15 protein-coding genes and 1 pseudogene are annotated in these 17,779 nt (G+C 66.4%); 6 read left to right on the top strand and 10 right to left on the bottom strand.

Annotated features, from left to right (window positions below; all coding sequences use genetic code 11):
- Positions 1-3 precede the first annotated feature (3 nt).
- The gene (locus ACQVLG_RS17780) at positions 4-1,437 is read right to left on the bottom strand and encodes an aminotransferase-like domain-containing protein (protein WP_474290457.1); all 1,434 of its coding nucleotides are present in this window, start codon (positions 1,435-1,437) and stop codon (positions 4-6) included.
- 133 nt (positions 1,438-1,570) lie between these two features.
- Here ACQVLG_RS17780 and ACQVLG_RS17775 point away from each other — a divergent pair, with 133 nt between their 5' ends.
- The 3 genes from ACQVLG_RS17775 to ACQVLG_RS17765 all read left to right on the top strand — a co-directional run bounded on the left by ACQVLG_RS17775 (position 1,571) and on the right by ACQVLG_RS17765 (position 5,499).
- Positions 1,571-2,482 carry a DMT family transporter gene (locus tag ACQVLG_RS17775; protein WP_474290456.1) on the top strand — a complete coding sequence of 304 codons (912 nt, stop codon included), beginning with the start codon at positions 1,571-1,573 and terminating at the stop codon, positions 2,480-2,482.
- Between the two features lie 176 nt (positions 2,483-2,658).
- Positions 2,659-3,852: an aminotransferase-like domain-containing protein gene (locus tag ACQVLG_RS17770; protein ID WP_474290455.1), complete on the top strand. Its 1,194-nt coding sequence runs from the start codon at positions 2,659-2,661 to the stop codon at positions 3,850-3,852.
- Between the two features lie 288 nt (positions 3,853-4,140).
- Positions 4,141-5,499 (top strand): diguanylate cyclase domain-containing protein, encoded by a 1,359-nt coding sequence (locus tag ACQVLG_RS17765; RefSeq protein ID WP_474290453.1) that lies wholly within the window; start codon positions 4,141-4,143, stop codon positions 5,497-5,499.
- A gap of 4 nt (positions 5,500-5,503) precedes the next feature.
- Here the strand turns inward: ACQVLG_RS17765 and ACQVLG_RS17760 are convergent, their stop codons facing one another.
- The 4 genes from ACQVLG_RS17760 to ACQVLG_RS17745 form a co-directional block, all read right to left on the bottom strand.
- Positions 5,504-7,084, bottom strand: coding sequence for an FGGY-family carbohydrate kinase (locus tag ACQVLG_RS17760; protein WP_474290451.1), 1,581 nt, complete (start codon positions 7,082-7,084; stop codon positions 5,504-5,506).
- Positions 7,085-7,087: 3 nt separating this feature from the next.
- Positions 7,088-7,315: a hypothetical protein gene (locus tag ACQVLG_RS17755; protein WP_474290449.1), complete on the bottom strand. Its 228-nt coding sequence runs from the start codon at positions 7,313-7,315 to the stop codon at positions 7,088-7,090.
- Between the two features lie 123 nt (positions 7,316-7,438).
- A complete protein-coding gene (locus tag ACQVLG_RS17750; protein ID WP_474290447.1) occupies positions 7,439-9,007 on the bottom strand; it encodes a glycerol-3-phosphate dehydrogenase/oxidase in 1,569 nt (522 codons plus the stop codon).
- Positions 9,004-10,614, bottom strand: a complete 1,611-nt coding sequence (locus ACQVLG_RS17745) for an FAD-binding oxidoreductase (RefSeq protein ID WP_474290445.1) — start codon at positions 10,612-10,614, stop codon at positions 9,004-9,006. The genes ACQVLG_RS17750 and ACQVLG_RS17745 overlap by 4 nt, the downstream gene beginning before the upstream one ends.
- A 247-nt stretch (positions 10,615-10,861) precedes the next feature.
- Here ACQVLG_RS17745 and ACQVLG_RS17740 point away from each other — a divergent pair, with 247 nt between their 5' ends.
- The 3 genes from ACQVLG_RS17740 (at position 10,862) to ACQVLG_RS17730 (ending at position 13,713) form a co-directional block, all read left to right on the top strand.
- Complete coding sequence (locus ACQVLG_RS17740) at positions 10,862-11,839, top strand: AraC family transcriptional regulator (protein WP_474290443.1); 978 nt, start codon at positions 10,862-10,864, stop codon at positions 11,837-11,839.
- 71 nt (positions 11,840-11,910) lie between these two features.
- Positions 11,911-12,693 (top strand): 3-hydroxybutyrate dehydrogenase, encoded by a 783-nt coding sequence (locus ACQVLG_RS17735; RefSeq protein ID WP_474290441.1) that lies wholly within the window; start codon positions 11,911-11,913, stop codon positions 12,691-12,693.
- 171 nt (positions 12,694-12,864) lie between these two features.
- Positions 12,865-13,713 carry a DUF2071 domain-containing protein gene (locus ACQVLG_RS17730; protein WP_474290440.1) on the top strand — a complete coding sequence of 283 codons (849 nt, stop codon included), beginning with the start codon at positions 12,865-12,867 and terminating at the stop codon, positions 13,711-13,713.
- On the opposite strand, the pseudogene ACQVLG_RS17725 reads toward ACQVLG_RS17730, so the two are convergent.
- The 5 genes and pseudogenes from ACQVLG_RS17725 to ACQVLG_RS17705 all read right to left on the bottom strand — a co-directional run bounded on the left by ACQVLG_RS17725 (position 13,685) and on the right by ACQVLG_RS17705 (position 17,777).
- Positions 13,685-14,277: pseudogene (locus ACQVLG_RS17725) on the bottom strand (methyl-accepting chemotaxis protein). The gene ACQVLG_RS17730 and the pseudogene ACQVLG_RS17725 overlap by 29 nt on opposite strands.
- Positions 14,252-15,085 (bottom strand): hypothetical protein, encoded by an 834-nt coding sequence (locus tag ACQVLG_RS17720; protein ID WP_474290439.1) that lies wholly within the window; start codon positions 15,083-15,085, stop codon positions 14,252-14,254. The pseudogene ACQVLG_RS17725 and the gene ACQVLG_RS17720 overlap by 26 nt, the downstream one beginning before the upstream one ends.
- Entirely contained in the window at positions 15,079-15,327 is a 249-nt protein-coding gene (locus ACQVLG_RS17715; protein WP_474290437.1) for a PAS domain S-box protein, read from the bottom strand. The genes ACQVLG_RS17720 and ACQVLG_RS17715 overlap by 7 nt, the downstream gene beginning before the upstream one ends.
- 145 nt (positions 15,328-15,472) lie before the next feature.
- A complete protein-coding gene (locus ACQVLG_RS17710) occupies positions 15,473-16,759 on the bottom strand; it encodes an HD-GYP domain-containing protein (protein ID WP_474290435.1) in 1,287 nt (428 codons plus the stop codon).
- Positions 16,760-17,198: 439 nt separating this feature from the next.
- Positions 17,199-17,777, bottom strand: coding sequence for a hypothetical protein (locus ACQVLG_RS17705; protein WP_474290433.1), 579 nt, complete (start codon positions 17,775-17,777; stop codon positions 17,199-17,201).
- Positions 17,778-17,779 lie beyond the last annotated feature (2 nt).

Raw genomic sequence — 17,779 nt, 5'->3', positions numbered from 1 at the left:
GTCTTATCCCAGCGCGCGGTCGAAAAAGTCCCACACCCGCCCGTCCTGCACGGTGGCCAGGTTCAGGCGCATGCGGGTCGACGGCAGCTGGCGCGGGGAAAACAGGCTGCCCGGCCCCAGCACCAGGCCGTCGGCCAGCGCCTTCTCGGCCAGCACATTCGTGTCGCAGCCCGCATCGGCCCAGATGAACATGCCGGCCGGCGCGGGATCGAAGCGCAGGCCGGCCCGCTCGGCGCGGCGGTACGTGCCCTCGCGCACCTTGTCGAGCCGCGCGCGCAGGCGCTCCGCATGCTTGCGGTACAGGCCTTGCGAGAGGATTTTATACACCACGCGCTCGCCGATGTCGCTGGTGGTGAGCGTGGCCAGCATCTTGCGGTCGGCCAGCCGCTGCGCCCATTCCTGTGACGTGGCGATGAAGCCCACGCGCAGGTTGGCCGACAGGCTCTTGGAAAAGCCGCCCAGGTAAATCACGCGGCGCAGCTGGTCCAGCGCGGCCAGGCGGGTGGCCGCCTGCACGTCGCCGCCCGGGTGCATGTCGCAATAGATATCATCCTCGACGACGAGAAAATCATGCTGTTCGGCCAGGCGCAGCACCTGGAAGGCCTTGGCCGCCGACAGCGACGTGGAACTGGGGTTGTGCAGCACCGAGTTGATCACGTACAGCTTGGGACGGTGCAGAGCCGCCAGCTCGGCCAGCACGGCGATATCGGGGCCGTCGTTCAAGCGCGGGATGCCGATGACGTTCATGCCCATGGCGGCAAAGGCGCCGAACATCAGCCAATACGCAGGATCGTCGACGAAAATGGTGTCGCCGGGGCGGGTAAACTCGCGCGCCACCAGGTCCAGCGCCTGCATCACGCCCACCGTCGTGACAATCTGCTCGGGCGGACAGGCGATTTCCAGCCCCGCCAGTTTCAGCTGCAACTGCTGGCGCAGCGGCAGGAAGCCCTGCGGCGATCCATAACCGAGCAGCAGGCTGCCAGGCTGGCGGCTGACGTCGCGCAGGGCGCGCGCCACCAGTTCGCCATCGAGCCACTCGGCGGGCAGCATGCCGGTGCCGGGCGCGGGGATGGCCGGCGTCTGGCGGAACATGTTACGAATCAGCCAGACGACGTCCATCGGCTGCGCCGTCGCGTCCTGCGCGCCGGCGAGCGGCGCCGGCGTGTTCAGCGGCGAGCGCTCGCGCACGAAAAAGCCGGCGCCGCGCCGCGATTCCAGGTAGCCGCGCGCCACCAGCTTGTCGTAGCTGGCCACCACCGTGGCGCACGACACCTCCAGGCTGGCGGCGCACTGGCGGATCGAGGGCATGCGCGCGCCGCCGCGCAGCAGTTTGTCGTCGATGCGCGCCGCCAGCGAGCGCGCGATCTGGTCGATCAGGGTTTCGCCCGAGGCGCGCGACAGCAAGGGCAGGGAAGGCAAGGCGGGTGTATTGCTCATATGACCATCACAGTATGTGAAATTATGCGTGAAAGTGTATTTGTACTGTATTGCTATTCAGCTCTAGGATAGCAGTACGGGGCGGATTGATCCACCCCGCCCTATTATTCATGCAACCCGTACCAGGACAGCCATGCCATCGCACGCCACCACTTCCCCCAGTCACCCCCTGCGCCTCGCCGACGACCGCAAGGGCCTGCTGCTGGGCCTCATCGCCGTCGTCCTCTTCAGCCTGACCCTGCCCTTTACGCGCCTGGCGGTGGCCGAACTCGATCCCACCTTTGTCGCCCTGGGCCGTGCCCTGGTGGCCGCCGGCCTGGCCGGCCTGTGGCTATGGCAGCAGCGGGCGCCGCTGCCGCGCCGCGAACAATGGCTGCCGCTGGCGCTCGTGTCGCTGGGCTGCGTGCTGGGCTTCCCCTGGCTGACGTCGATCGCCATGCGCAGCCTGCCCGCCTCGCACGGCGCCGTGCTGGTCGGCATCCTGCCGCTGGCGACCGCCGTGTTTGCCGTCATGCGCGGCAAGGAACGCCCTTCCCCCGGCTTCTGGCTGATGGCCCTGCTCGGCACGGCGCTGGTGGTGGCCTTCGCGCTGCGCCAGGGCGGCGGCAGCTTCCACCTGGCCGACTGGCTGATGTTCGCCGCCGTGCTGCTGGGCGCCCTCGGCTATGCGGAAGGCGGGCGCCTGGCGCAAGCCATGCCGGGCCAGCACGTGATTTCCTGGGCTCTGCTGCTGGCCGTGCCGTTTGTCTTGCCCGCAGTGCTGTGGAACGCCTGGCCGCAGCGCGCGCTGATGGCGCAGGCCAGCGGCGCCGCCTGGCTGGGCTTTGCGTATATCTCCGTGTTTTCCATGTTTATCGCCTTCTTTTTCTGGTACAGGGGCATGGCGCTGGGCGGCGTGGCCCGCGTGGGACAGACGCAGCTGCTGCAACCGTTCCTCACCTTGCTGGGCGCCGCCGTGTTGCTGCACGAGCCCTTGACGGGCGAAAGCCTGCTGTTTGCCGGCGCCGTGATCGCCGTCGTGGCCATCGGACGCAAGCTGAAGTAAGGCTCCCTGACGCCCATTTGCAACGCCGTTGCGCGTGCGGATGGGCAGAGCGGCGTGCAAGCCGTACAATACCGCAGCACCATGGCGACGCCTATCCGGCGCCGCTTGCGCACGCACCGCCACAAGCGGGCCAACAAATCCAGCCGGCGCAGCTCGGCATCTTCTGTGAGACTCGTATGAAAATTGAAAATCCGAATCCGATCCAATGGCGCTTTGCCGAACGCGCGGAACAGCTGCAAAGCTCGTTCATCCGCGAAATCCTGAAGATCACGCAGCGTCCCGAGATCATCTCGTTTGCCGGCGGCCTGCCCTCGCCCGCCACCTTCCCCGTGGAAGAAATGAAGACCGCCTTCGACAAGGTCCTGTCGAACAATGGCAAGGTGGCCCTGCAATACGGCCCCACCGACGGCTACCTGCCGCTGCGCCAGTGGATCGCCGACTCGCTCTCCAGCAATGGCAGCACCATCATGCCGGAACAAGTGCTGATGACGTCCGGCTCGCAGCAGGCGCTGGACTTGCTGGGCAAGGTGCTGATCGACGAAGGAAGCCGCGTGCTGGTGGAAACCCCCAGCTACCTGGGCGCCCTGCAGGCGTTTTCCGTCTACCGTCCCGAATTCGTTTCCGTCGATACCGATGACGAAGGCCTGGTGCCGTCGTCGATCGACCCCGTCGCCGATGGCGCGCGCCTGTTGTACGCGCTGCCGAACTTCCAGAACCCGACGGGCCGCAGCCTGTCCGTGGCGCGCCGCGTGGAACTGGTGGAAACCTGCGCCCGCCACGGCCTGCCGCTGATCGAGGATGATCCGTACGGCGCCCTGAGCTACAGCGGCGAGCCGTATCCGAAGATGATCAACATGAATCCGGACGGCGTCATCTACATGGGCTCGTTCTCTAAAGTGCTCACGCCCGGCATCCGCCTCGGCTACGTGGTGGCGCCGATGCCGCTGGTGCGCCGCCTGGAACTGGCCAAGCAGGCGGCCGACCTGCACACCTCGCAGCTGACGCAGATGGTCGTGCATGAGGTGATCAAGGATGGCTTCCTGGAGCGCCATATCCCCAGCATCCGCAGCCTGTACGGCAACCAGTGCCAGGCCATGCTGTCCGCGCTGGAAGAGCACTTCCCGGCCGGCGTCACCTGGACGAAGCCGGAAGGCGGCATGTTCATCTGGGTCACCCTGCCGAAACACATCGATGCGATGAAGCTGCTCGATGAATCCATCGCCAATAAAGTGGCCTTCGTGCCGGGCGCGCCGTTCTACGCGAACACGCCGGACACGCATACCCTGCGCCTGTCGTTCGTGACGGTGCCGCCGGAACGCATCCGCGAGGGCATCGCCATCCTGGGCAAGCTGATCGCCGCAAAAATGTAATTTCCCCTTCGCGCCCCGCTCTTGCGGGGCGTGTCGCTGCTGCCCCTGGCGCCAAGGGGCACGCATCTTTTCCGCCTAAAAACCGCCTTCGCGACAGCAACTGCGTGCATCTATTTTTAAAAATATCATAAAAATAATAGTTTACCACCTCTCGCAGCATCGATTTTCTACCCAAAAAATTGGCGAGGCGGTATGATTTGAGCGCCGCAGCCGATTTGAACCCGGTCAACAGCGCCGACAGTGCGGCAAACGCTGGCATCGCAGAGTACATCGAGAAGGCCGGAAGCAATGAGTCCAGGCAGTGCAGGGTATCCCCAGCGGCACGACGCCGCCATTTTGATTGTCGACGATGCGCCGGCCAACCTTGAGCTGCTGCGCAAGCTGATGAGCGAACAGGGCTATCAGACCTATGTCGCCACGTCCGGCGAACGGGCGCTGGCCATCGCCCAGCGCGCCCATCCCGACCTGATCCTGCTCGACGTGATGATGCCGGACATGGACGGCATCGAAACGTGCCGCCGCCTCAAGCAGCACCCGCTGACGCAGGGCATCCCCGTCATCTTCATGAGCGCCAGGACGGAGACGGACGACGTGGTGGCCGGCTTCGACTGCGGCGCCGTCGATTACATCGCCAAGCCGCTGCGCATGGCCGAAGTGTGCGCGCGCGTGCGCGCCCAGCTGCAAATCCGCAGCAACAATGAAACCCAGCAGGAACAGGCCGAACGCCTGCGCACCATCGTCAACAACATGGCCGAGGGCTTGCTGATCATCGAGGCCGATGGCCGCATCCAGTACACCAACCCGGCCTGCGACCAGTACCTGGGCTACCGCGAAAACGAACTGGCCGGGCGCTTCATCGGCGAGCTGCTCAGCCCCCTGGTGACGCAGGAATACCTCGACTACTTCGCCATGTACGCGGCCAATCCGGAGAAGGCGCACAATCACGGCACGCGCGAAGTGGCGATCCGCCACCGCAACGGCGAGACGCTGAGCATGGATCTGACCCTGACGCCCATGTACCTGCGCCAGCCCCTGTATATCGGCCTGCTGCACGACATCACGCACCACAAGCAGTCGGAAGACGCGCTGCAGCGCGCCGCCTATCTCGACCCGCTGACAAAAATTGCCAACCGCCGGCATTTCGACAGTTTCCTGGAAAAGGAATGGCAGCGCGCCGTGCGCGGCGGCGGCGCCCTGTCGCTGGTGGTGCTCGACGTCGACCACTTCAAGCTGTACAACGACAGCCTGGGCCACCCGGCCGGCGACAGCTGCCTGCAGCAGGTGGCGCAAGCCATCGCCTCGCATGCCGCCCGCCCGGGCGACCTGGCGGCCCGCTACGGCGGCGAGGAATTCGTCCTGCTGTTCGCCGACACGGATGCCGAAGGCGCCCTGCACCTGGCCGAAGCCATCCGCGCGCACATCGAGGCACTGCAACTGCCGCATCCGCGGTCAAGCACCTCGCCGTGGATCACCGTCAGCATCGGCGTGGCGACCATCCACCCGCACCAGCTGGACGACCGCAAGGTGCTGTTCGTCGCCGCCGACCGCGCCCTGTACGTGGCCAAGGAAGGGGGGCGCAACCAGGTGCGCGTCACGCAGTCGGGCAGCACGGCCTGGGAGACGGTCAAGGCGCTCGTCCTGCGCTAGCCGGTCACTTTTCAGGATAGCCGGTAATGTCGGCGATTTCGCGGTACAGCGGCTGCAGCCGCGCATACATTTTCTGGTACACGCGCCGGTACAGTTGTTCATAGACCTTGCTGTGCCCGGGATGCGGCTGGAACACCTTGCCCCTGCGCGTCATCGCTTGCACGGCGGCGGGAAAGTCCGCATGCCAGCCCAGGCCCACGCTAGCGGCGATGGCCGCGCCCAGGCCCGAACTTTCATACACGTGGGCGCGCGCGGCCGGCAAGCCGAAGATGTCGGCCGTCAGCTGCATGGCCGCGTCGCTTTGCGAACCACCGCCCGCGACGCGCAGCTCCGTAATGGCAATGCCGCTGCGCTGCTCGATGCGCTCCTTGCCTTCGCGCAGCGCATACGCGAGACCCTCGAGGATGGCGCGGTAGATGTGCGCGCGCGTGTGCACATCGCCAAAGCCGATCATGGCGCCCTTCGCTTCCGGCCCAGGCACCTTGATGCCGGGACTCCAGTACGGCTGCAGCATCAGGCCCATGGAGCCAGGCGGCACGGCATCGACCAGGCGGTCGAACAGCGCTTCGGCGGACAAACCCGCGCCATCTTCGGCGGCCGCCGCCCGTTCACGGTCGCCGAACTGCTCCTTGAACCAGTTGACCATCCAGTAGCCGCGGAAAATCTGCACTTCCGTGCTGTAGGCGCCCGGCATGGCGGCCGGGTACGGCGGAATGAAACGCGTCACTTCCACGTACTTGCGGCTGGTCGTGTTGATGGTGGCCGTGGTGCCGTAGCTCAGGCACGCCACGTGCGGCTCGACGCAGCCGGCGCCCAGCACCTCGCAGGCCTTGTCGGCCGCCGCCGCCAGCAAGGGCGTGCCCTCCGGGATGCCCGTCGCCGCGGCGGCCGACGCCGTGATGGCGCCCATGCGCGTGCCCGGCGTCACCAGCTCGGGCAGCATGGAGCGTTGAATCGCCAGCGCCTGCCACTTCCAGTCGAAGCGCCCGGCCCAGGCATGGCGCTTGTAGTCGAACGGAATGTACGCCACTTGCGAGCCGGTCGAATCGATATATTTTCCGCAGAGGCGGTGATTCAAAAAGCCCGACAGCAGCAGGAATTTGTGCGTGCGCCGCCAGATGTCGGGCTGGTGCGCGCTGATCCAGTTGATCTCGGCCTCGCGGCGGAAATACGCGATCGTGCCATCGAGGCGCGTGGCGCGGAAGGCGGCGCGCCACCATGGCGCCAGTTGCGGAATGTCGCGCGTGCTGCGCTGGTCCAGCCAGGTAATGGCGGGGCGCAGAGGGGCGCCGTGTTCATCCACGTTGACCACCGTGCCGCGCTGCGTGGTGACGGCCACGCCGGCCACCGAGGATCGATTGATGTCCGTGCTGCGCCACAACTGCTGGCACGCTTCGCACACGGCTTGCCAGTAGCCTTCCGCATCGTGCTCGGCCCAGCCGGGGTGCTCCGAGTAATACGCTTCGAGGAACACTTGCGCCTTGGCCGCCAGCTTGCCGTCCCGGTCGAACAACAGCGCGCGCACGCTTTGCGTGCCATTGTCGATGGCGAGGATATACGGGCCATCGCCCGCTACGGTCGCCATGGCTTATGCCACGCTCGCCAGCGCGGCGCGCAGCGCCTGCAGCAGCGCCTGCGGATTCTTGTCAGGCCGGGCGCTGAACACGGGCGCTTCCCACTCCTGGCCGCGCACGGCCACCACGCGTAATTTCCCCTCTTCGTTCCAGGCCGGATACCAGCCCACGTCGACGATGCAACCATTCGCGCAGGTGATTTGCAGCAGGTCTTCGCCCAGGTCGTCGGCAAGGGCGGCCACGGGCTGGCGCAAGTCCAACGGCGACAGGCTGTCGTAGGTAATGCGGGCGTCGCCCAGCGCCAGGGACTGGCCAAACAGGGTAGTGTCGATGATGCTCTCCTCTTGTTTATTTTTTATGTTTTTTCAATCGCCCTGCGGCACGCTGTAATGGCGGCGCCACAGGGCCAGGTAGCGCTGCTGTTCTTCCTCCCAGCGCGCATCGCTCCACCCCAGTTCATGCTGGCAGATGGCGCGCAGGCGCGGCATGATAGCAAGCGCGCCGCCGGCCAGCTGCAAACCGAGGCGCGTGCGCCGCAGCAGCAGGTCGTCCAGGTGCTGCACGTCCTCGTTGCGCGCGCCCCAGCGCAGCTGCGCCCATAAAGTCTGCGTGCCGGGCACCGGCGCCAGTTCGCCCTCGTGCGCCGCATCGCACAGCGCCTGCGCGGCCGCACCATGACGGCCCAGCAGACGCTCGCGCTGTTCGCCGTCGAGCAGCAAGGCCTTGCCCGACAGGGGCGGCGTGGCATCGAAAATCGGCAAGGGGCGCAAATCCGCCTGCCAGCCCGGCAGCAGCGGCGCGGCGCGGCGCAAGGCGTCGAGGGCGATCACGCGGAACGTCGTCAGCTTGCCGCCCGCCACCGTCAGCAAGCCATTTTCCAGCCATAGCGCATGTTCGCGCGCTTCCTTCGACGGGTCAAGCTGACCGCTGTCGATCACGGGGCGCACGCCGGCAAATGTGGCCAGCACGTCGTCTTCGCCCAGCGCCAGCTGCGGGAACTGCCAGCGCAGCGCCGTCATCAGATATTCGAGTTCGCCGCGCGTGATGGCCGGTTCCAGGTCCAGGCTGGCGCCGTGGTCGACATCGGTGGTGCCCACCAGGGTCACGCCCTCCCACGGATACGCGAACACGGGGCGGCCATCGTGCGGGTGCATCAGGCTGACGGCTTGCGCCAGCGGCAAGCGCCAGGCCGGCAGCAGCAGATGGCTGCCGCGCAAGGGCCGCAGTTTCGGCTGTTTTCCCACCTGGCCGCGCAAGCCGTCGGCCCAGGCGCCCGTGGCGCTGATCACCAGGCGCGCGCGCACGGTGAATGCCGTGCCATCGAGCGCATCGTTCAAGGTGGCGCCCGCGACCTTGCCATCGTCTCGCAGCAGCGATGCCACGCCCAGGTAGTTGACGGCCACGCCGCCATGGCGGCGCGCTTCCTGCAGCACGCGCAGCACCAGGCGCGCATCGTCTGTCTTGGCGTCCTGGTACAGCATGCCGCCCTGCAGGCCGTCGCGCCGGACGTGCGGCGCCAGCATGGCAAAATCGTCGGCGGCCAGATAGCGGCGCGCGCGCCGGCCCGCCATCACGTCATAGATGGCCAGGCCCAGCATGAACTGGCGCCGCCCCGGCTTGCGGCCCACGTAATCGCCGAAGGCAAAGCCCTGCGGCTCGACCAGCCCCGCCGCATCCGCCAGCAAGGCTACCCGCTCGTGCACCGATTCGCGCGTCAGCGCGAACTGGCCCTGCTTGAGGTAGCGCAAGCCGCCATGCACCAGCTTCGAGGAGCGGCTCGACGTGCCCCAGGCGAAATCGCGCTGCTCCACCAGCAGCGCCGTCAAGCCGCGCCGCGCCGCTTCCAGCAGGATGCCGGCGCCCGTGATGCCGCCGCCGACGATCAGCACATCCCAGTCGCGCGCCAGGATGCCGGGCAGCTCTTCCCTGTTCATGACGGGCCGCCGGCGTCGGGCAGCAGTTTGCCGGGATTCATCATGCCCTGCGGGTCGAACTGGCGCAGCAGCGCGCGCATGGCGGCGATGCCCAGCTCTCCCTTTTCCACCATCAGCCAGGGCGCGTGGTCCGTGCCCACACCATGCTGGTGGCTGATGGTGCCGCCGTTGGCGACGATGGCGGCGCCGGCCGCGTCTTTCAAACTGCGCCAGCGCGCCAAATTGTCTTCATACGTGGGCGCCAGCCGGTACACATACGTGGTGTAGACACTGGCGCCCTGCGCGTACACGTGCGACAAATGCGTGTAGACGTGCACCCGCTCGCCGTGCGCGGCCAGCGCTTTGGTGCCCGCCTGCTCCAGCGCCGCCATCATGGGCGTCACGCGCGGCCAGTCGACGGCCGTTTCCACCGTGTCGATGACGTAGCCGTGCTCCCAGGCGCCGTTGCGCAGGTAGACGTTGCGAAAGCGCCCCTGCTTCCATTTATCTCCCATGTGCCGTCCCACGTGCACGCCCCTGTGCCGCCGCGCCAGCGCCAGGGCGCCGCGCAGGGCCGCGCGCGCCGGTCCGGCTTCGCCGCTGACGCCCAGCATCAGCATGCACTTGCCTTCCGCGCAGCCGCGCAGGGACAGATAACGCTCCAGCAATCCCACCAGTTTTTTATGCCCGGCCAGGGTCAGCATGGTTTGCGTTTCGACCGCGTTCGACAGGCGCAGCATGCACAGGGGCAGGCGCGACTGGGCCAACGCCCGCACGGCCGCTTGCGCCTGGCCCCAGCCGGCGAAAAACACGGCGTGGAACGCTTCGTATGGCGGCAGCGGCGAGACGCGCACCGTCGCCTGCGTCAGGATGCCCAGCCGCCCTTCGGAGCCGAGCACCATTTCGCGCAGGTCGATGCCGGCCGCCGAGGCGGGAAAGGTGGGAATCGTCAGGGTGCCGGACGGCGTTTCCACCACGCCGCCGGCGAACAGCTGCTCGATGCGGCCATAGCGCAAGGATTGCTGGCCCGACGAGCGCGTGGCGATCCAGCCGCCCAAAGTGGAATATTCGAACGACTGCGGATAGTGTCCCAGCGTGTAGCCGTGCGCGCGCAGCTGCGCTTCCAGGTCGGGGCCATACACGCCCGCGCCGAACGTGGCCAGTTGCGCCTCGCGGTCCAGGTGGCCCAGCGCGCACAGGCGCACGAGACTCAGCGACAGCACGGGACGCGGCCCCGCCGCCACCGTCAGGTGGCCCGCCACGCTGGTGCCGCCGCCATGCGGTATCACGGCCACGCACGCCTGGCGCGCGTAGTCGAGCAGCTGGCGCACCTGCAGCGCGCTGTCGGGAAAGGCCACGCCATCGGGCACGGCGCCGATGCGGCCATGGCGCAGCTTGAACCAGTCGGGCAGGCTTTGACCCAGCGCATGGCGCACGCGCACAGCTGGCGTAGTATCGATCAGCGGATGCGGCGCCAGGCGCGAAGCAGGCACCTGCGCGCAGGCATCCTCGAAGGCGGCATCCGGAATGGCGCTGCCGGGCCCCAGGCGCTCGCCCAGGAAGGCCAGCGCCTCGTCACTCAGCGCATACGTGATGCTCTCGTCTCCCCAGCCGTTCCAACGTTGCATCGACATCCCCTGTGTTGTGGCCAGTTGCACGCCACGGCGGCTTGCTATACTGTCCTTGTCTGATTTTCTTGCCAGATCAATAGCATATGCCGCCACAAACGAAGGGTATTGGTTTTTCATGACAATCGCCTTGTTCCATCATGACAAATACTGACGGCCGGGTCGCCGGCGCATACCTGCAGCCGCTGCTGGAAGCGGCCGGCGCGCACGGCATCGCAGCCGCCGCCCCCTGGCGCAAGCGGCCGGCGTGGCGCCGCACAGCCTGGAAGCGACAGCGCCCGGCCTGGCCGCGCGCGACTACGTGCGCCTGCTCGATGCGGGCGCCAGCCTGGCGGGCGATGCGCATTTCGGTTTGCACGTGGGCCAGCGCGTGCGCATGGGCACGTACAGCGCGTATGGCTTGATTTTGCTCAGTTGCCAGAACGTGGGCCAGGCGCTGGAACAGACGGCCCGCTACGAGCGGCTGGCGCACGACCTGGGCCACTCGACCCTGCAGCGCGACGGCGCCGTCGCGCATTACCGCTGGGCCAGCAACTACCCGGGCGCCAGCCGGCACCTGGTCGACAGCGTCTTTGCCGGCATCCGCGTCTGCGGCGACTGGCTGGCGGGCATGCCGCTGCCGCCGGCCAGCCTGGCCTTCACCCACGATGGCGGCGGCGACTTGCTGCGCCACGCGGCGCACCGCGACGAATACGTGCGCGTGCTGGGCAGCCTGCCCGCCTTCAACGCCCCCGCCAACACGGCCACCTTCGACGCGCAATTACTGGACTGGCCCGTGCCGAACGCCGACGTCAGCCTGTACCCCGTGCTGTGCCAGCATGCGGAACAGTTGCTGGCACAGCGCCAGGCCGAAGCGGACGCGGGCGGCGGCATCGACGCGCAAGTGCACGCGGCCATCGTGGCGGGCTTGCGCCAGGGTTCGGCGCGGCTGGCCACCGTTGCCGCCGCACTGGCCGTCACGCCGCGCACCCTGCAGCGCAAGCTGGCCGACGCGGGCACCAGCTTCCAGGCCGTGCTGGACCAGGCCCGCTATGGCCTGGCGCGCGACTATCTGCGCGAGCCGGACCTGTCGCTGGTCGACATCGCCTTCCTGCTCGGCTACCAGGAGCAAAGCGCCTTCAACCACGCGTTCCGCGTCTGGGCCGGCACCAATCCCGGCGCCTGGCGCCTGCAGCAATTACAGGAAAAGCAAGCCGGTTTACAGGCGTGCGCGGGCCATGCCTGACGCGTTTTCTGGCTATACTGGCAAAGTCTGACTTCCCACGATCACTCCAACCCGCAATGCAAAGGATTAATATGCAACTCAAAGACAAAGTCGCACTGATTACCGGCGCCGCCAGTGGTATCGGCAAGGAAATGGCCATCGAATACGCAAAACAGGGCGCCAAGGTCGTCATCGCCGACCTGGCCCTGGAAGCGGCCAGCAAGACGGCCGAGGAAATCAAGCAATCGGGCGGCCAGGCGTTTGCCGTCGCCATGGATGTCTCCAGCGAAGAGCAGGTCGACAAGGGCGTGGCGGACGCGGCGGCCCACTTCGGCGGCATCGACATTCTGATCAGCAACGCGGGCATCCAGATCATCAGCCCCGTCGTCGACTACCCGTTCGACCAGTGGAAAAAGATGCTGGCCATTCACATGGACGGCGCCTTCCTCACCACGCGCGCCTGCATGCGCGAAATGATCAAGGCGGGCCGCGGCGGCGCCATCATCTACATGGGTTCCGTGCACTCGCACGAAGGCTCGCCATTCAAGAGCGCCTACGTTGCCGCCAAGCATGGTCTGCTGGGCCTGGCCAAGGTGGTGGCCAAGGAAGGCGCCAAGGATGGCATCCGCGCCAACGTCATCTGCCCCGGCTTCGTGCGCACGCCGCTGGTCGACAAGCAAATCCCCGAGCAGGCGGCCCAGCTGCACATCAGCGAAGAAGACGTGATCAAGAAAGTCATGCTGAAAGACACGATTGACGGCGAATTCACCACCACGCAGGACGTGGCGCAAACGGCCGTGTTCCTGGCAGCGTTCCCGTCGAACGCCCTGAGCGGCCAATCCATCGTCGTGAGCCACGGCTGGCACATGCAATAATAGTGACGCCCGCCCACATCGGCTGCGCGGCGCCCTGTGCGGCCTGCGATGCTCGCTGTGCTCCAGCACAGCTGCGCGTCTCGGCCACACATCGCTGCCGCTCGCGATGATGTGGACGGGCGTTGCAGCGTTAGCGTATCAACCCTCCGCGCCTTTCCCGAAAGTTCCCAATTGCAAGACAACACTTACCGTCACCCGCGCGCGGGCTGGCCGGGGCGCCTGTTTGCCGCGCTCGCCAATTGCGCGCATTTCGCCCATCTGCGCCAGGCCGTCATGGCGCGCCTGCCCTTCCTGAAACTGCACAGCGACGTGCGCGACGTCGTGTACGTGAGCTGGCTGGTCGATGCCGCTGCAGCGCAGACATTATTGCCGCCGGGCGTTGCCCTGTGGCAGCGCGATGGCAAGACGCCATTTACCGTGCTGACCTACCGCCACGGCCATTTCGGTCCCGCCCTGCTGGGGCCCTTGCGCCGCCTGCTGCCCTCTCCCCTGCAAAGCAACTGGCGCCTGTACCTGGACCATACGCCAGCGGGCGCGCCCGCCGTGTCTTGCGTGTATTTCCTGAAAAACATCATGGCCAGCTTGCCGCATGCGCTGGGCACGCGGCTGTTCAGCGATATCCTGCCGACGCACCTGGCGGCCGGCATGACGCTGGACGTCACGGCCACGCAGGCCCGCTGCAGCATCGCCAGCGGCGCCGGCAGCGCCCCGGCACTGGACGTGCAGGCGGACATCACGGCGGAGCATGGCCTCGATACGGATTGGCAGCAACTGTTCGGCAGCTGGCGCGACGCCGTCGCCTTCCTCGCCTGCCAGGATGCGGCCATCGCGCACGTGCCGCGCAATGACAAGCTGGTCTTCGGCGAAATCGACTTGCCCGTTGATCTGGATCAAGTACAAGCGCTGACGCCCTTGCGCGCCGACTGCGGCTTGCTGGCACAGTTGCCGCCCTTGTCCGCTCCGTTCGCCTTCCTCGTGCCCAAGGTGCCGTTCAAGGCGCTGTCAGAGCGCCTGCTGTAGCGCGGCGCTCTGGCGCGCGCAAGGGCACGGCCGGGCCGCCGCGCCGCCGTTCCAGCTTGAACAGGGCCATGGCTTGCTCCAGTTGCAAGGCCTGGTCTTGCAGCGACGCGGATGCGGCCGCCGACTCTTCCACCAATGCCGCGTTCTGTTGCGTCACTTCATCCATCTGCGTGACGGCCATGTTGACTTGCCCGATGCCGTGGCTTTGCTCGCGCGAGGCCGAGGCGATCTCTTCCATGATGCCGTGCACGCCCTGCACGGCGCCCAGCATTTCGGCGCTGCTGGCGCCCGCCTGCTGTGCCAGCTTCGCGCCCGCCTGTACCTGTTCCAGCGAGGCCGTGATCAATTGCTTGATTTCCGTGGCCGCCGCCGCACTGCGGTGCGCCAGCTGCGCACTTCGCCCGCCACCACGGCGAAACCGCGCCCCTGGTCGCCGGCGCGCGCCGCTTCCACGGCCGCGTTCAGGGCCAGGATATTCGTCTGGAAGGCGATGCCCTCGATAATGCCCGTAATGTCGCCGATCTTCTTCGATGAAGCGTTAATGTCCGCCATCATCGTCACCATCTGGCCGACGATCTCGCCGCCGCGCCCGGCCAGGCCGTGAACTTTGCCCGCCATGTCGCTCGCTTGCACGGCATTGCCGCTGTTTTGCTGCACCGTGGCGGCCAGCTGCTCCATGCTCGATGCCGTCTGCTCCAGGGCCGAGGCCTGCGCTTCCGTGCGGCCCGACAAGTCCATATTGCCGGCGGCGATTTCCTGGCTGGCCATGCTGATGCGCAGGAAGTTGCCGCGCACGTCGCCAACGATGGAATGCAGGTTCACGCGCAGCTGGCGCAAGGAACGCAGCAGCTGCCCCATTTCGTCGCGCCGCGTCGTGTCGAGCTCGCCAGTCAGGTCGGTCGCCGCCCGCCATCACGTCGCACGCCTGGCGCGCCCGCTGCAGCGGCTGCAGCACCACCTTGTGCAGGGCATGCCAGAAATACAGGGTCAGGCACAGGGCCGCCACGGACAGGCCCGTCAGCCAGCCGTGTAGCGCATCCGGCAACAAGCCCGCATCCCAGGCCAGCTGCAGCAGCAAGAGCACGACCAGCGCCCCCAGGTTCCAGGCAATGCGCCGGCCGATGGCCATGTCGCGCACGCTGAGCAGCCTGGCCAGCCAGCCCGTGCGCACGGCGGCGCCCTGGCTCAGGGCGATGCCGTCGGCCTGGCCCGCCTTGATGCGCGCGTACAGGGCGGACGCCTGCGCCACTTGCTGGCGCGTGGGCTTGGTGCGCACGGACATGTAGCCGACGGCCACGCCGTCTTCCACCACGGGCGTCACGTTCGCCAGCACCCAGTAATAATCGCCGCTCTTGCAGCGGTTTTTCACCATGCCGCTCCACGAGCGCCCCGGCGGATGGTGGCCCAGAAATCGGCAAACGCTTCGGCCGGCATGTCCGGATGGCGGAGGATGTTTTGCGGCGCGCCGATCAATTCTTCCGCGCTGTACCCGCTGACGGCGATGAAATACGGATTGGCATAAGTGATATTGCCTTGCAAGTCGGTAGTCGAGACGATGGTCTCGGTATCGCTCAGTGTGATTTCGGTATCGCTGACGGGAAGATTGAGTCGCATGGTCACATCCTTAGTGGTAGCCCGTACGGTGACGGGTATGCGGACAAGGAACGGTCGCCAGCCAGGAAAGCGGACACGGCACTGGCACCATTATTTTAATATTTTATTATTAACAAAATGCACTTTATTACGGCCGTGCCAGCCGTCACGCCACGGCAGGTTCGCCGGCCCAGTAACGGTCGATGTCCTGCAAGCGCCACTGGGCTGCGCTTTCCGTGGAAACAATGCGCTCCTGGCAACCCGGCGCCGCCAGGTCGATGACCGTCGGGGCGATGCAGGTGCCGGCGCGGATGGAAAAAAACACGCGCACGCTGGGCTGCGTCAGCGGCTTGCCCGGTGTCTGGCCCACCACCACGGCCAGGCGTTCCGACTGCAGCCGCACCAGGGTGCCCAGCGGATAGATGCCCAGGCATTTGACGAAGGCAGCAAACAGTTGTGCGTCGAGATGCGCGCCGCGCCAGGAGGCCATGCGGCGCAGCGAATCGGCCGGGCACCAGCCCTGCTTGTACGGCCGGTTCGAGGTGATCGCGTCGTACACGTCGCAGATGGCGCCCATGCGCGCAAACAGGCTGATTTGCTCGCCACGCAAGCCCTCGGGATAGCCGCTGCCGTCGAGTTTTTCATGGTGGTGCAGGCACACGTCGAGCGCCACCGGATCGATCTCGCCCACCTCCTGCAACATGCGGTGGCCGGCGGCCGGATGGGCGCGCACGGAGGAAAATTCCGCGTCGCTCAGGCTGCCCGGCTTGTTCAGGATGGCCGAGGGCACGGCCATCTTGCCGATATCGTGCAGCAAACCCGCCAGACCGGCCGAGCGCACCTGCTCCGGCGCCAGGCCCAGCTCTTTGGCCAGCGCCGTCATCAGCGCGCACACGGCCACCGAATGCATATACGTGTAGTTGTCGGCGGTTTTCAGGCGCGCCAGGCCGAGCAGCACGTTGCCGCCGCGCAGTACCGAGGCGGCGATATCATCGACCAGTTCGTAAGCCTGCGCCGCAGACAAGGCCTTGCCCATGCGCACTTCGTCGAACATCGTCTGCACGGCCTGGCGCGAGCGTTCGATCAGGCGCCGGGCGTGCGCCATCTCCTCGTCGCGCGAGCGGGGCGGCCCGGCTTCGGCGCGTGCGCCGGTAGGGCTGGTGAATGCGGCAGCGGGCGCGGCTGCGGGCACTGCTGCGGGCACGGCATCGGCGGCTGGCGGCTCCACGGCAGAGGAGGATGCGTATGCCGGTGCGGGTTCCGCCAGCGCCAGCCCGCGCGTCGTGTCGATCCACATCCACTCGCAGGGGCGTGCCTTGCGGATACGCTCAAGGTCGGCCGCCGACTCCAGCAGGAAGGAACGCGTCCAGAAAGGGGTATCGAGCCAGGAACGGCCCAGGCGTTCGACATACATTCCCAACTCCAGTTCGCTACTCGTTATTTTTTTCAGCACGGCGGTTCTCCAGGCATTCAGATCGCGATATTTACTTGCGCATTAGCAATATCATACGCCAAAAATAAACAAATAAACCAAATAAATTAATTTATATGGCAATATCGCAACAATAGACACAAAAATCACCAATTCTATCGCTTTCATTGATTAACAGTGATAAATCAATAAATATGACAATTAAACCATGTCGACTTGGCAGAATTTTATGCATCGATGGGAGATGCGGCAGTCCCGCTGCAAGCGACCTCATGGGTAGCCATACGGGCATGATGTGCAGGAAAGAGAGTGCGCCAGCGCCATGCCGGAACGGCTCGGGCGTGGCGGAGAGGTGCTGGCGCCTTGGGGAAAGATGAGTGCCTGCCGGCCGCGCCGGCCAGGCGGGCGGCTATGTCTGGGGAGGAATGCGTGAAGCGGCCGCGGGTGCGCCGCCTGGCGCCTAGCGCGGCACGTAGCGCCAGCCGGCGCTTTCCAGCATGAAGGTAAATTCAGTCTTGATGCCTTCGGGACGGCTTGGCACGCTCAGTTGCGTATCGCACACGAGGTAGCCCGTCTTGCGCTTGACTTCGCATTCGTTGATGGCCGTCACCTGCATGGTGGTCTGCGCTTCCTGCATCTGCACGTCCTTGGCCGCTTCCGGATTGCGCGCCACTTCTTCCTTGGCCCACGCGCGTAGCATCGCTTGCGCCTCGGCTGGCGACGGTCCCGCGAACCGGGCGTCCTTGCGCTCGACGCCGACCCAGGTGCCGCCATCGTTACGCAGCGGCAGTACCGTAAAGGCCTCGCGCATGCCGGCGCTCATGTTCACCAGGCACACCACCTCGCCCGGCACGTCCTGCGCATCCTGGCAGCCCAGCAGTCGGGTGACGCGCACGGCGATGGGCATGCGCGACTGCATCTTGGCCACGCCCGCCTGCACGGCGGCATGGATTTCTTCGAGTGTCGGCATGGTGGCCGCCTGGGCTGGCACAGTGGCGAACAGGGCGGCGGCGGTCAGGGCGAAAGTAGTCAGGCGCATGG

This window comes from Janthinobacterium sp. TPC_1, from assembly GCF_056037845.1.
Note: the sequence above shows the minus strand (reverse complement) of the source record. Positions and strands in the feature narration are given on the sequence as shown.